Origin of the sequence: Limosilactobacillus pontis (assembly GCF_002940945.1) — a bacterium.
GTDB classification, from domain to species: Bacteria; Bacillota; Bacilli; order Lactobacillales; family Lactobacillaceae; genus Limosilactobacillus; species Limosilactobacillus pontis_A.
Genome location: NZ_PNFV01000002.1, coordinates 53,667 through 67,823 on the forward strand (window position 1 = coordinate 53,667; position 14,157 = coordinate 67,823).

General features: G+C 49.0%; 14 protein-coding genes. 4 read left to right on the plus strand and 10 right to left on the minus strand.

All coding sequences use genetic code 11. The features are described from left to right. Positions 1-117: 117 nt before the first annotated feature. The 10 genes from CK797_RS01985 to dnaA form a co-directional block, all read right to left on the minus strand. Positions 118-1,104 (minus strand): amidohydrolase family protein, encoded by a 987-nt coding sequence (locus CK797_RS01985; protein ID WP_104688140.1) that lies wholly within the window; start codon positions 1,102-1,104, stop codon positions 118-120. A gap of 73 nt (positions 1,105-1,177) precedes the next feature. Beyond that, positions 1,178-1,414, minus strand: coding sequence for a 30S ribosomal protein S18 (gene rpsR, locus CK797_RS01990; RefSeq protein ID WP_025022578.1), 237 nt, complete (start codon positions 1,412-1,414; stop codon positions 1,178-1,180). A gap of 28 nt (positions 1,415-1,442) precedes the next feature. Next, positions 1,443-2,033, minus strand: a complete 591-nt coding sequence (ssb, locus tag CK797_RS01995; RefSeq protein ID WP_104688141.1) for a single-stranded DNA-binding protein — start codon at positions 2,031-2,033, stop codon at positions 1,443-1,445. Positions 2,034-2,070: 37 nt separating this feature from the next. Continuing rightward, entirely contained in the window at positions 2,071-2,367 is a 297-nt protein-coding gene (gene rpsF, locus CK797_RS02000; RefSeq protein WP_104688142.1) for a 30S ribosomal protein S6, read from the minus strand. A gap of 207 nt (positions 2,368-2,574) precedes the next feature. Continuing rightward, positions 2,575-5,079: a DNA gyrase subunit A gene (gene gyrA, locus CK797_RS02005; RefSeq protein ID WP_104688143.1), complete on the minus strand. Its 2,505-nt coding sequence runs from the start codon at positions 5,077-5,079 to the stop codon at positions 2,575-2,577. 32 nt (positions 5,080-5,111) lie between these two features. After that, positions 5,112-7,058, minus strand: a complete 1,947-nt coding sequence (gyrB, locus tag CK797_RS02010) for a DNA topoisomerase (ATP-hydrolyzing) subunit B (protein WP_104688144.1) — start codon at positions 7,056-7,058, stop codon at positions 5,112-5,114. Then, on the minus strand, positions 7,058-8,179 hold the full coding sequence (gene recF, locus CK797_RS02015; protein ID WP_104688145.1) for a DNA replication/repair protein RecF: 1,122 nt from the start codon (positions 8,177-8,179) through the stop codon (positions 7,058-7,060). Before recF ends, gyrB begins: the two co-directional genes overlap by 1 nt. Before the next feature lie 9 nt (positions 8,180-8,188). After that, complete coding sequence (gene yaaA, locus CK797_RS02020; protein WP_181049502.1) at positions 8,189-8,392, minus strand: S4 domain-containing protein YaaA; 204 nt, start codon at positions 8,390-8,392, stop codon at positions 8,189-8,191. A 271-nt stretch (positions 8,393-8,663) separates the two neighbouring features. After that, the gene (dnaN, locus tag CK797_RS02025; protein ID WP_104688147.1) at positions 8,664-9,806 is read right to left on the minus strand and encodes a DNA polymerase III subunit beta; all 1,143 of its coding nucleotides are present in this window, start codon (positions 9,804-9,806) and stop codon (positions 8,664-8,666) included. A gap of 164 nt (positions 9,807-9,970) precedes the next feature. Continuing rightward, the gene (gene dnaA / locus CK797_RS02030; RefSeq protein WP_104688148.1) at positions 9,971-11,290 is read right to left on the minus strand and encodes a chromosomal replication initiator protein DnaA; all 1,320 of its coding nucleotides are present in this window, start codon (positions 11,288-11,290) and stop codon (positions 9,971-9,973) included. 488 nt (positions 11,291-11,778) lie between these two features. On the opposite strand from dnaA, the gene rpmH reads away from it, so the two are divergent. The 4 genes from rpmH (at position 11,779) to jag (ending at position 14,157) form a co-directional block, all read left to right on the plus strand. Next, complete coding sequence (gene rpmH / locus CK797_RS02035) at positions 11,779-11,913, plus strand: 50S ribosomal protein L34 (protein ID WP_003665227.1); 135 nt, start codon at positions 11,779-11,781, stop codon at positions 11,911-11,913. A 125-nt stretch (positions 11,914-12,038) separates the two neighbouring features. Next, positions 12,039-12,383, plus strand: coding sequence for a ribonuclease P protein component (gene rnpA, locus CK797_RS02040; RefSeq protein WP_104688149.1), 345 nt, complete (start codon positions 12,039-12,041; stop codon positions 12,381-12,383). Between the two features lie 10 nt (positions 12,384-12,393). Next, positions 12,394-13,227, plus strand: coding sequence for a membrane protein insertase YidC (gene yidC, locus CK797_RS02045; protein WP_225365006.1), 834 nt, complete (start codon positions 12,394-12,396; stop codon positions 13,225-13,227). Positions 13,228-13,344: 117 nt separating this feature from the next. Continuing rightward, positions 13,345-14,157 carry an RNA-binding cell elongation regulator Jag/EloR gene (gene jag / locus CK797_RS02050; RefSeq protein WP_104688150.1) on the plus strand — a complete coding sequence of 271 codons (813 nt, stop codon included), beginning with the start codon at positions 13,345-13,347 and terminating at the stop codon, positions 14,155-14,157.

Below are 14,157 nucleotides of genomic sequence, written 5' to 3' on the forward strand. Positions count from 1 at the left end.
CTGTCTTCAGCCAGCTATACCGGGCGCCGAAAAGTTTGCTTCTCCGCCGCTACTAATCGGATATTTCTATCATATCACACCGACCACTAAAAACGATCTTAATCGCTTAATCCTCCCCTAGTGAAACTTAAAATCTTTCATAACAGGATCCGTTGCCTGCCGGGCTGCTTCCACATTATCAGGCTTGAAATAGACCCGCTCTGCGTTATTGCCCATTACGTCGGCTAACTCAGCCGGGGTAAAGATATCGGTGTGCTCTAGCCAAGTCGCCAGTTGATGGTAACTATTGAAAGTTGCAGACCACGGAGCGTCGCTACCCCAGATGATCCGCTTAGTTCCCAGTTTCTCTTTAGCGAGGCGGACAGCCCACTGGCTTCGTGGATAGGGGAAGTCATTATGTCCTTCACCTAGAATGTCCTGGATTGCCGAAATATCAACACTGATGTTATTCAGCGGAACAAATTGTTCAAGAACATTCTTTAGCTGGACCGGATGCTTAGCGTCAGGGAAGGAAAGATGACAAACAACAAAGTCCAATTGCGGATAGCGGCGAGCTAGGTTAACAACTGCTTCCGGCTGGTAGCTGGTCTGGTTGGCGGCCCCGTAATCCACCGTCACCACGAACCCTGGATAGTCAGCTAGGTAGTGGAAAATCTGGGAAAACCGGTTGTCAATGTCGAGTCGGAATGGCCGGTGAAAACCATGCAGTCCTCCACCTTGGCTGATTTCAAACTTGATGGCCCGAAAACCCAAGTCCTCAACATAACGGTGCACGATTGCCATTGCCTGGTCAGTGAATGGATCAACAGCAAAAGCCCCAATGAACCGATCTGGATAACGTTTGACTACCTGGTAGGTGTAATAATTTTGATAGCCATTCAGGGTTCCCTGAAGGATAACTGCCTTATCGATTTTCTCCTTATCCATAATTGACAGATACTTCTCAGCCAAGAAATTGTCATCCCCCCAGCCGTCTGGGATCAATTTGATAATCTCGCCGTCATCCCAGATAGCGTAGCCATGGCCGAGCGGACTAAGCCGCCCCTGCCCCTTAGATCCAGCCATTGTACGGACAAGGTGGATGTGACCTTCAATTTTGCGCATTTTACTGCTCCTTTCGATTGGCAACACAAAAAAGCTTGCTTCACAGATGGAAGCAAGCTTTTTTGATTTTGGATTAGTCTTCAGCGACGAATGGCAGAAGACCCATGATCCGGGCACGCTTGATAGCGACCGTTAACTTACGTTGGTTCTTAGCACTGGTCCCAGTGACCCGACGTGGTAAGATCTTACCACGTTCAGAGATGAAACGACGTAATAAATCAGTATCTTTGTAATCGATGTATTCGATGTGGTTTGCGGCGATGAAGTCGACTTTACGACGACGACGACCGCCCCGACGTTGTTGTGCCATGAAATTACCCTCCTATCTGGCAAAAATTTTAGAATGGTAAATCGTCATCAGAGATCTCAGTCGATTGGTCCCCACTATCGCTGTTGTTGGAGAATGGGTTGGCTGAGCTATTCTGACCGGCACCGAAGTTCGACGCCCCGGCATCGGTTGACGACTTAGATTGAGGAGCATTGTTAGTCGATTGCGGCTGATTATTGCCGTATTGACCCTGTTGACCACCGAATGGGGCCTGGTTGCCAAACGACTGTTGGTTGCCGTTGTTGAATGGTTGTTGACCACCCTGGTTCATTCCGCCATTTTGCCGGGGCTCGAGCAGGGCGAAGTTATCAACCACAACTTCGGTTACATATACCCGTTGCCCTTGTTGGTTCTCATAGTTCCGGGTTTGAATCCGGCCATCGAGTCCCACCAAAGAGCCCTTGTGGGTAAAGTTGCTGAAGTTCTCGGCAGATTTACGCCAGATAACACAGTTGATGAAGTCCGCATCCCGGTCACCATTTTGGTTCCGGAATTGCCGATCAACCGCAAGCGTAAATGAGACTACTGCAGTACCGCTGGTAGTGTATCGCAACTCAGGATCTCGCGTTAAGCGTCCAGTCAAGACTGCACGATTAATCATTCGATCGTACTCCTCTCTATTTACATTGACGATCTAATTAAGCATCAAGCTTAACGATCATGTGACGTAGGATATCGTCGTTGAACTTAGCTAAACGGTCAAATTCGTTTAATGCTTCGTCAGTGTTGGTGGTCAGAGTAACCACGTGGTAAGTACCTTCAGTGTACTTTTCGATTGGGTAAGCGAAGCGACGCGTTGACCAATCCTTTGATTCAGCGACATCTGCACCATTGTCCGTCAGAACCTTGTCAAACCGGTCAACCAGTTCGCTCTTGGCTGATTCTTCGATGTCAGGACGAATGATGTAAGTAATTTCATATTTACGTGTTTCCATGAATGTTACACCTCCTTATGGACTCTGGCTCTTCTAAAATTTAGAAGAACAAGGAGAGTAGACGTCTGTACGTATACTCACAGATATAAAATATAGCATATACTAGGCTTAAAAACAAGAAACAAATAACTAGAAATCCTGAGAGTTGCGCTCTATTAATATAATACGCAAGTTCTCAGGATTTTTATCTTAAATTAGTTAATTTTATTAATGGTCTTCCGTCTTGGCAGGTGTCTGATCTGTTTCTGGCTGATCAGACTTTTCATCTTCATCGTCTTCCTTTTCGACCTTGGCCATCGTTGCCACCTTGGTTCCCTTGTCCATCTTGATCAAGTGGACACCAACGGCGGAACGACCAGTCTGGGAGACGGTCTCGATGCCAAAGCGGATAATGACCCCGCGGTCGGTGACCAGCATGATGTCCTCGTCACCAGCAACCGTGGTCAGTCCAACCAGCGGACCGTTCTTAACCGTCACGTTGACTGTCTTGACGCCGAGACCGCCACGACCCTTAATCGGGTACTCAGTGGCTGGGGTTTGCTTCCCAAAGCCGTTCTCACTGATAACCAGCACGTTACCATCCTTCTTCAGCGGGGCCGCACCAATCACGTAGTCTTCATCACGCAACCGGATTCCACGAACCCCGGCAGCTGACCGACCCATTGACCGAACCACATCAGAGTTAAAACTCAGGGCGTAACCGTTGTGGGTTCCAATGATCATTGGCTGGCCATCCTTAATGACATTGACGTTGATCAGTTCGTCACCATCGTGGAGGTTGATAGCCTTTAGACCGTTGCTCCGGATGTTCTTGAACTCTGGAACCGGTGTCCGCTTAACCGTCCCCTGCTTAGTCGTGAAGAAGAGGAACTTGTCATCGTCGTTAGCCGCATGGGAGACGTTAATGACCGCACTGATCTTCTCCTTATTGTTAATTCCCAATAGGTTGATGATCGGAATTCCCTGGGCAGCCCGGCCATATTCAGGAACCTCGTAACCCTTCATAGAGAAGACCTTCCCGGAGTTCGTGAAGAAGAGCAGGAGATCGTGGGTCGAACTGGAAATCAGCTGTTCGATGAAGTCGTCCTTGTGAACGCCCATTCCCTTAACACCACGGCCACCACGGTGCTGGGACTTAAACTCATCGACCGGGAGACGCTTAATGTAGCCATTGTGGGTGAGCGTGACAATGATGTCTTCTTCCTCGATCAAGTCTTCATCCTCAATGTTGGTGATGTCACCAACCTGGAGCTCGGTCCGCCGCTTGTCGCCAAACTTACGCTGGATCTCTAGCAGCTCGTCATAGATGATCTGGTGGATCCGCTCATCATGAGCCAAGATGTCCTTGTAGTCGGCAATGGCATCCATCAGCTTCTTATATTCAGCCTCGATCTTTTCACGCTCCAGACCAGTCAACCGAACCAGCCGCATATCTAGGATGGCCTGGGACTGACGGTCAGACAGGCCATAGTTCTGCATCAGCTCGCCCTTGGCGATTTCACTGGTCTGGGAATTACGGATGATCTTGATGATCTCGTCGATGTGGTCAAGAGCAATCCGCAAACCGGCAACGATGTGGGCCCGATTCTGCGCCTTCTTCAGGTCAAACTCGGTCCGTCGCCGAACAACGTTTTCCTGGTGTTCCAGGTAGAACTGAAGAATCTGCTTAAGACTCAGGATCTTCGGCGCCCCATTGACGATCGCCAGCATATTAAAGTTGAAGGTTGTCTGCATCAGAGTCATCTTGTAAAGGTTGTTCAAGATGACCTCAGCGCTGGCATCCCGGCGAACATCAATCACGATCCGCATCCCATCCCGGTCGGTTTCATCATTGATGTCGGTGATCCCTTCGATCTCCTTGTTCCGGGCCAGCTCAGCGATTCGCTCGATCAGTTTGGCCTTATTGACCATATATGGAATCTCATGAACAATGATTTGCTGTTTGCCATTCTTCTGTTCCTCGATGTCGACTTTGGCCCGCACGATGATCGTACCTCGACCAGTCTCATAAGCCTTCCGAATTCCGGACTTGCCCATGACAACCCCACCGGTTGGGAAGTCTGGTCCTGGTAGCACCTTCATCAGGTCCTCCGTGGTGGCGTCAGGATTATCCATCAGCATATGAATAGCCGAGATGACCTCACCCAGGTTATGGGTTGGAATGTTCGTCGCCATCCCAACGGCAATCCCAGAGGCCCCATTGACCAGCAGGTTCGGGAAACGAGCCGGCAGGACGTCTGGCTCCTTCTCCGTGCCATCGTAGTTCGGGTGGAAGTCCACGGTATCCTTGTTAATGTCGCGTAGCATCTCCACCGCGATCTTGCTCATTTTCGCCTCGGTATAACGCATGGCGGCGGCGCTATCACCGTCGACCGATCCAAAGTTACCATGGCCGTCAACCAGCATATAACGGTAACTAAAATCCTGCGCCATCCGAACCAGTCCTTCATAGATTGAGGAGTCACCATGGGGGTGGAACTTCCCCATGACATCCCCGACAATCCGGGCTGACTTCTTATACGGCTTGTCCGGGGTTACCCCCAGTTCGTTCATCCCATATAGGATCCGCCGCTGAACCGGCTTTAATCCATCACGTACGTCCGGTAAGGCCCGGGAGACGATGACACTCATGGCATAGTCCAAAAATGAATTCTTCATTTGGCTCGTTAGTTTGACGTCCGTAATCCGGTTTGACATATTTTCTTCAGCCAATTCCGCTCCTCCTTTTTAATTTTTGGTGTTATTTACAGGTCCAGGTTTTCAACAAACTTGGCATTTTGCTCAATAAAGTCCCGCCGTGGACCAACCTTGGTTCCCATCAGCATTGGAAAAATCTCATCCGCCTGCTTAGCATCGTCCAGCTGGACTCGAAGCAGGTGCCGATTCTCGGGGTCCATCGTGGTCTCCCACAGCTGTTCAGCATCCATTTCACCAAGCCCCTTGTATCGTTGAATAACCGGCTTCGGACTCGGCTGCAGGGAATTGACAACCCGTTCTAGCTCCTCGTCGGATTCAATGTACTTGACGAACTTGCCTTGGCGAACCTGATACAACGGTGGCTGAGCGATATAGACGTAGCCGTGAGTAATCATCGGTTTCATGAACCGGTAGAACAGAGTCAAAAGCAGTGTCCGAATGTGGGCACCGTCGACATCGGCATCGGTCATGATTATCAGCTTGTGGTAATTGGCCTTGGTAATGTCAAAGTCATCACCGAAACCGGTACCCAGTGCCGTGAAGAGGGAACGAATTTCATCATTGGCCAGAACCCGGTCCAGGGTAGCCTTCTCAACATTTAAAATCTTCCCCCGAATCGGCAGAATCGCCTGGGTCAGTCGTGACCGTCCCTGCTTGGCAGAACCACCGGCAGAATCCCCCTCGACGATGAATAATTCGGAAATATTCGGATCCTTGCTGGTATTATCTGCCAATTTCCCAGGCAGGTTAGAGATTTCTAGGCCGCTCTTCTTCCGGGTAACCTCCCGGGCACGCTTGGCAGCAACTCGAGCCTTAGAGGCTAACTGCCCCTTCTCGATAATCTGCTTAGCCTCATCCGGGTGCTCCATCAAGAAGCGATTGAAAGTTTCAGCGAAGATGTGATCGGTAGCTGTCCGGGCATCGGAGTTCCCCAATTTGGTCTTCGTCTGGCCCTCAAACTGTGGATCGGGGTGCTTAATGGAAACCACCGCAATCAGCCCTTCACGAACATCATCCCCAGACAGGGTTTCGTTGCTTTTAAGAGCCCCGCTCTTGTGACCGTAGTCGTTGATAACCCGGGTCAGGGCCATCTTAAACCCTGTCTCATGGGTCCCACCTTCGTAGGTGTGGATGTTGTTGGTAAAGGTCAACAGCTCGCTGCGGTAGCCGTTAATGTATTGAAGAGAAACCTCTACCGTAATGTTGTTCTCTTTTCCCTCGACGTAGATTGGTGGATCAAAAAGGACTTCCCGACCATGGTTAAGGTATTCAACGTAGTGGCGAATCCCACCCTCATAGTGGAATTCCTGACGCTTGGAGTCTTCGTCCCGCTTATCCTCAATGGTGATCTTCAAGCCCTTGTTTAAGAAGGCCAATTCACGCAAGCGATCGGTCAGTGTCTTGATGTTGTAGGTCGTGGTCTCGCGGAAAATATCCGGGTCCGGCTTAAAGTGAACCGTAGTCCCATGAACTTCCTCGGGCAGCCCCTCGTCGATTACCTTCATCGGCGTCTTTACGTGACCATGATCGAAGTCCATGTAGTAACGTTTGCCTTGCCGAGCAACTTTGACATCCAGCTCGGTAGACAGGGCATTAACGACGGAGGCCCCTACACCGTGCAGACCACCGGAGACCTTGTAGCCGCCACCGCCAAACTTACCACCAGCGTGGAGAACCGTAAAAACCGTTTCCAGGGCGGGCTTGCCAGTTTCCTTCTGAGTATCAACTGGGATCCCCCGTCCGTTATCACGGACAGTGATGCTGTTATCGGGTTCAACTTCGACATTGATCTCAGTACAGAAGCCTGCCAGGGCTTCATCAATCCCGTTATCGACAATTTCCCAAACAAGGTGGTGTAATCCTTGTGCAGATGTCGACCCAATGTACATCCCGGGACGCTTACGAACCGCATCTAGTCCCTTTAGAACCTGAATCTGACTGGCATCGTATTCGCTTGCCAACTCCGCCTTTGTTTCCTTGTGCTCGTCGCTCACTATGCTTCCTCCTTGTTCAAAGTGCCATGCTTAATCTCAAAAATCGTTGGTTCCTTAATCAGCTGCCGTGCTACATCACTCAGGCTGGTGGTGGTCAAAAAGGTCTGAACCTTATCCTGAATCGCCGTCAGCAGGTGGGTCTGGCGGACCGGATCAAGTTCCGATAAGACGTCATCTAAGAGTAGCAGCGGGTACTCGCCCGTTTGCTCCTTCATCAAGTCGATCTCCGCCAGTTTGACTGACAAGGCAGTCGTGCGTTGTTGCCCCTGGGAACCAAAGGCCTGAATATTCTTGCCGTTAACCATGAAACGAATATCGTCGCGCTGGGGGCCATACATTGTAGTCCCCTGATCGATCTCACGGTCTTGGTTGGCTTGATAGAGGCCCAACAGCTCTTGATAGGCCTGGTCAACCGTTGTCTTGTCACCCACCTTTACCTGAGTCACGTAAGCCAGGTGAAGTTTTTCCTGGTTGAGTGAGATCTGGTAGTGCAGATCGGCTGCCCACTTCTCCAAATGCTGCAAAAAATGATGCCGAGCAACGATTACCTCGGCACCATATGCTGCCAGCTGATCTGACAGAACCGTGAGCAGCACCCGATCATGCTGCTGACCGTACTTCAGCTGTTTCAAGTACTTATTGCGTTGACGCAGGAGTGTACGGAACTGGCTTGCGTCGTACAGGTACTTACTGCTCATCTGGCTGAATTCCATATCCATGAAACGGCGCCGAATCGCTGGCGCCCCTTTTACTAACGAGAGATCCTCGGGGGCAAAGAGAATAGTATTCAGCTGACCAATATATTGGCCAAGGCGTGCCTGCTCAAGATGGTTGACCTTGGCCTTCTTACCGTTCTTGGTAAATTGCAACTCCAGTGGAACCTTGCCCGTCGCTTTTTGCACCACCCCGCTGATAGCGGCCGATTGCTGCTGCCAATTGATCAGCTCCCGGTCGTTGCTGGTCCGATGACTTCGCGTCAACGACAGGGCATAAATAGCCTCCAGCATATTGGTCTTTCCCTGAGCGTTACGCCCAATCAAAACGTTAATCCCGGGAGCAAAGTTAACGGTCAGATCCTGATAGTTTCTGAAGTTATGTAACCGTAGTTCCGTCAGAATCATCGCTGACGCCTACTTACCCTTAATAACCAGAGTCGGATAATCCGGTAAGACAACTTGATCGTCAGGATAAAGTTTACGGCCCCGCCGATCATCTGACTCACCATTGACGAGGACCCGATTTTCCTTCAAGTACCACTTAGCAGCGCCACCGGTGGGAATAATTCCTTCTTCTTTCAGTAATTGACCGAGCGTGATGAACGGTCGATCAATCATTATTTGCTTGTCTTCCACACTAATTCACCTACTTTACTTATTTTATTATACCACAATTGGTCATTAAATAGGCGTTAACAGCCAATCTCAGCCCGTTAGTACCCTTTGAGGCATTTTTATCAAAAACACTTTTGAAATGATTAGCGGACCAATCAAGCCACTTTTCGTCACTTTTACCCTCTTAAAAATTACTCGACGTGACAAACAAAAAAGGTGCCGACCACAGATTCGATTGTGGTTGGCACCAAGTAACTTCATGATTTGGATAGATTTAGAACGTCCGTACCGGCGTGATCAGGTGAACAAAGTTTTCGCCATCCTCTGTTGGAACCAGGGTAAACGGCCGCAATGGAGAGGTGAAGGAGATCTTAACGGTAGTCTGACCGAATGACCGTAAGGCATCCTTCATGTAATTCGGGTTGAATGAGATCTCGAGGTCGTTACCATCCAGACTGCTAGTGGCTACTTCTTCCTCCACGGTTCCGATATCAGGGGAGTTGCTACTAATCCGTACAAGGTTCTCATCCGGTTTTAGGGTGAGTTTGACTACATCATTGCGACTCTCATGAGACAAGAGTGAGGCCCGCTCGATGGAGGCCAGGAAGGTACCAGCATCCAGCTCGACCGTGGTGTCAGCTGTGTCTGGAATTAACTGACTAGTCTCTGGGTAATTCCCTTCTAATAGCCGAGAGTAGAAGTGGGTGTTGCCAAAGATAAAGAGGATTTGGTTTTCAGTAACCTGAACTTGGACATCCTGGTCAACGTCGCTAATCATCCCAGACAGTTCATTCATGCTCTTTCCTGGAATAATGACGTCAAAGTCGATCCCATTATCCACATTGGCTAAGGCAACCTTCCGTTGAGCAAGGCGATGACTATCCGTGGCCACCGCTGTCAGCAACCCGTCGTGTAGGGTAATGTGAATTCCTGCAAGAATCGGCCGACTTTCCTGCTTGGAGACAGCAATAACAGTCTGACGGATGACTTCTTTTAAGACATCATTGGGCAGGGTAATCGTCTTGTCGGTTTCAACTTCAGGCAGGTGTGGAAAGTTCTCCGCGTCCTGACCGTTGATTTGGAACTTGGCTGTTCCAGATGTAATATCCGCCTGAAATCCATTTGTAACTTCAATAGTTACCTGCTTATCAGGCAGTTTCTTAACAATCTCACTAAAGAAACGAGCAGGCAACACTATGGCACCTGGATCCTCGACAGTCAGGTCATAATCAGAATTGCTGGCCTCAAGAACACTTTCAATCGTGATATCGGAATTACTACCAGTCAAGACGATTCTTTCCTTATCAACGACCATTTTGAGTCCTGTTAAAATCGGAATAGTGGTTTTAGATGAAATAGCACGTAATACATTGTTAAGTTGACTAATAAATGCAGGTCGATTGATTGTGAACTTCATTAATGATCGCTCCTTAATATAAATATATTTTATAGTTTAAAAAGTCGTAGTAGTAGGGGATGTTAATACTGTGGATAAGTATGTTGATCCCTTGATAGCAGAAGAAATAGGCTGTTGATAACCTGTGGATAAAATTATGGATAACCCGTTATGTTGTTCACAGGCTATGAATGCAAACGCTCCTTCAGACTGCTGATGTCCTTCTGTAGATCGGTGTCCTTCTTGAGGGCGGATTCAATTTTGTCAATGGCATGGAGGACGGTGGTATGGTCCTTGCCACCAAATTCATTACCGATCTTTGGCAGGGAGAAGTCAGTCAGCTCACGAGAGAGGTACATGGCAATCTGACGAGGAACTACGATCTGCTTAACCCGTTTCTTACCAAGAATATCGCTTTGGGTAATATTGTAGAAACTAGCCACCTGCTTTTGGATTGTCGCAATTGAGATAGTAGTCTGCTGCTTCTGTCGCAGCCCTTTTAGCGCCTGAGATGCCAGGTGAGGGGTAATCGGCTCACCGCTGAGGTTGGCGAAGGCCTGAACCTGATTAAGGGCCCCCTCAAGTTCACGAATATTGGTATCAATTTGGCCCGCAATATAGTTGAGGGTGTCATTACCGATCTGGATATGGTCTTCTTCAACCTTGCTGCGCAGAATGGCAATTCGAGTCTCCAGGTCTGGTGGGGTGATCTCAACTGGCAGCCCCCAGCGAAAGCGGGAAACCAGGCGGTCCTGAAGTTCGGGAATCTCGTTAGGAATCCGATCAGAGGTCATCACAATCTGTTTTTTTCGGTCGTGAAGGGCGTTGAAGGTGTAAAAGAACTCCAGCTGGGTTCCCTCTTTGGTAGCGAGAAATTGGATATCGTCGATTAAAAGCAGGTCGAGGTTTCGATACTCTTCACGGAATTTCTCCATTGAGTTACTCTGAATCGAATTAATAAAATCGTTAGTAAATTCTTCGCTGGTGATGTACTTGACCTTGGCTTTCGGATTGGCTTGGAGCATGTGGTTACCGATGGCCTCCATCAGGTGAGTTTTACCCAGACCTACCCCTCCGTAGATGAAGAGCGGGTTGTAGAGGCCGCCGGGACTTTCCGCAACGGCATACGCGGCGGCGTGTGCCATTTTGTTGCCTTCCCCAACGACAAAGGTGCTGAAGTTGTAATGGGGATTTAGCGGGGTATCCATCTCGAAGGTCGGTTTGGTTGCCGGGTTATCATCGGATGTTGGTGTAATCTCGCTCTCTAAAACATAACGTGGCTCAATGTCATGACCCAGTTCGATCCGGGCGTAATCCTTGAGTTTGGCATCCAGGTTTTTACGCCAGAAGTCCCGGTGAATTGGCGTTGGTGTCAGGACGGTTAGTTGGTTTTGGGAGAGAGAAATTGCTTTTGCCGGAGCAATCAAAGTGTCAAAAGTGACCTTAGTGGTATTTTGACGAAATGAATTTTGGATCGCTTCCCACAGAGAATCGAGCTCAGTCAAAATAATTCCTCCTAAATATTAAATTCCAAACGGTATTTTATCATTACATTAAAAAGTTTTCCACAGGGTGGATAAGTAATAAAATTCTTTACACAACACTGTGTGGTATTTTTGGTATGTGTTGTTGATTTTGTTTACTTTAGGTAAAATAATACGGCAATCCACAATCTCTGTGGATAAATAGATGCGGCAATGGCGGGATTTCTAACAGTTATGAACAGGAATTTGCTGCCTTGTGGATAACTCTACTCACAGGGTGTGATTTGTGAATAACTACAAGATATTGTGGTGGATAGTTTTCCACAGCAGAACATCTTGCACATGCCTGTGTATAGTTTTTATCGTTCTGTGGATAAATAAAAAAGTCAAAATAATTTTTAGCCATTTATTAATCACGAAAAGTATGGTATACTTCCAAAGTATGTTTGAAGAGAACGTCTTTTTAGACTAGAAGCAAACCCATTCAATTGAATAGGAGGTGCAATTGTATGAAGCGCACGTTTCAACCAAAGAAGCGTCACCGTGCACGTGTCCATGGCTTCCGTAAGCGCATGAGCACCAGTAACGGCCGTAAGGTATTAGCACGTCGGCGTCAAAAGGGCAGAAAAGTATTATCTGCATAACCACACGGCCACTTTTACAGTGGCTTTTTTTATTGTGTTAGGGCAGGGCAGGCCGCTTTGTTTAGTCAGCGGTCGTTTGCCTGGCCCTTTTTTCATATCTAATGTAAGGCTAGGGATTATACATAATGAGAAAATCATACCGAGTTAAGAAGGAAAATGAGTTTCAACGGGTCTTTGAAACCCATAATTCCGTCGCCAACCGTAAATTCATCATTTACCAGATGGCCAAGCCAGGCCAGAAACATTTTCGCGTAGGGATCTCAGTCGGCAAGAAGATTGGTAACGCCGTGCACCGAAACTGGGTGAAGCGGCGGATTCGGCAGACGCTGTTGGAAGTCAAGCCCCAGATTAAACCGGACGTCGACTTCCTGGTGATTGCCCGACCTGCAGCAGACGGCCTTGAGATGCCAGAAGTGAAGAAGAACCTTGTCCATGCTTTGAAGCGGGCAAACCTATTGAATGAAAAGTGAGGAACACGTTTTGACAAAAAAGCGAAAAAAGATCTTAAGTTTGTCGGCAGTTATGAGTCTGACCCTGTTGCTGGCAGCATGTTCCAACGCGCCAGTTACTAAGCACAGTACCGGCTTGTGGGATCACTACATTATTTACAACTTCTCGCAGTTTATCATCTGGCTCTCTAATCATATCGGCGGTTATGGGATGGGTATTATCGTCTTCACGCTGATTATCCGGGTCTTGCTATTGCCGTTAATGTTCTACCAGACCAAGATGATGTTGAAGACGCAGGAGCTGACGCCAAAGCTGAAGGCCCTGCAAAAAAAGTACTCATCACGGGACCGGGAATCGATGCTGAAGATGCAGGAGGAATCTCGGAAGCTCTATAAGGAGGCTGGAGTGAACCCAATGGCCTCCATGCTGCCGTTGATTATCCAATTGCCAATTATGTGGGCTCTTTATCAGGCGATCTGGCGGACACCAGAGCTGAAGCAGGGAACCTTCCTCTGGATGCAGCTGGGGCATACTGATCCGTACTACGTCATGCCAATCCTGGCCGGCTTGTTTACATTTATCAGTTCCTGGCTGTCAATGGCCTCGATGCCAGAACGAAATGGGATGACGACGGCGATGACCTGGTTCATGCCAGTTATGGTCTTTGTGATGGCCCTGGGCTTCTCCTCTGCCATCACCCTCTACTGGGTGGTTTCCAACGCATTCCAGGTGGTTCAGACCTTGCTGATCCAGAACCCATTTAAGATCCGTCGCGAACGGGAAGAAAAGCAACGAGCGGAACGTCATCGTAAGCGGAAACTGGAAAAGGCCAAGCGTCGTGCCTACCAAAGCCGTCGTAAGTAGTTAAATTGATGTTAAAGCCGGGTACGCCGATCGTGGTACCCGGTTTTTATTTCGCCCATCCTTGAGGAAAAGGGTACAATACTTTATAGAAGAATGTAATTTAAAGGAATGAATAAAATGCCAATCTATACCGGTAAAACAATTACAGATGCCAAACAGGCAGCCGTTGCAGACCTCGGAGTGGGCGCAGATCAACTGACGGTCAAGGTCCTTCAGGAACCCCGTAATGGCTTCTTTGGAATCGGACGACGGGCAGCTAAGATTAGTGCCAACTTGGTAGCCAAGCTACAGCCAGCCGAATCATCAGCACCGGCTTCATCTGCTGCGGCTACTGAGTTGGCCAAACATCCAACTAGTGGCCAGGCAACTGTACCCGTTACGCCTCGGTCGACCACGTCACCAGCTGCCATCACAGCCGAAAATGAGCTGGACCCGGCCGTAATCAAGGCTCGACACGCTGCTAACCTAGCGAAGGTACGAACTGCTGGGGACCAGTTGGTGGAATATCTGCGGGGAATTTTTAAGACATTAGGCGTCGGAACGGTCCCAGCTATCACTCAGGTAGAGGCCCATGCGATCACGATTAACATCAAGACGCCGAAACCAGGCCGGGTCATCGGGCGTCATGGGCAACGGATTAACGCCTTGGAACAGCTGAGCAATGTCTTTATGAACTATCACGGTGCCCCGAAAACGGTGGTTATGCTCGATACCGCTGACTACCGGGAACGCCGCCGTCAGGCTCTCCGTGAGCTGGCCCAGCGTGCAGAGACCGAGGTAGTCGCTAGTGGCCAGGCCGTTTTTCTCGATCCAATGCCAGCCCGGGAGCGCAAGCAGCTGCATAAGGAACTCGAGGGGAACCCTCATGTCAAGACTTATTCGCATGGTCGTGAGCCCTACCGAAGTGTGGTGGTTGCCCCGCAAAACTAG

Bases quoted from the DNA above. Each gene is read 5' to 3' on its own strand.
- CK797_RS01985 (WP_104688140.1), bottom strand. From the start codon at position 1,104: ATGCGCAAAATTGAAGGTCACATCCACCTTGTCCGTACAATGGCTGGA.
- rpsR (WP_025022578.1), bottom strand. From the start codon at position 1,414: ATGGCACAACAACGTCGGGGCGGTCGTCGTCGTCGTAAAGTCGACTTC.
- ssb (WP_104688141.1), bottom strand. From the start codon at position 2,033: ATGATTAATCGTGCAGTCTTGACTGGACGCTTAACGCGAGATCCTGAG.
- rpsF (WP_104688142.1), bottom strand. From the start codon at position 2,367: ATGGAAACACGTAAATATGAAATTACTTACATCATTCGTCCTGACATC.
- recF (WP_104688145.1), bottom strand. From the start codon at position 8,179: ATGATTCTGACGGAACTACGGTTACATAACTTCAGAAACTATCAGGAT.
- yaaA (WP_181049502.1), bottom strand. From the start codon at position 8,392: ATGATTGATCGACCGTTCATCACGCTCGGTCAATTACTGAAAGAAGAA.
- dnaN (WP_104688147.1), bottom strand. From the start codon at position 9,806: ATGAAGTTCACAATCAATCGACCTGCATTTATTAGTCAACTTAACAAT.
- rpmH (WP_003665227.1), top strand. From the start codon at position 11,779: ATGAAGCGCACGTTTCAACCAAAGAAGCGTCACCGTGCACGTGTCCAT.
- rnpA (WP_104688149.1), top strand. From the start codon at position 12,039: ATGAGAAAATCATACCGAGTTAAGAAGGAAAATGAGTTTCAACGGGTC.
- jag (WP_104688150.1), top strand. From the start codon at position 13,345: ATGCCAATCTATACCGGTAAAACAATTACAGATGCCAAACAGGCAGCC.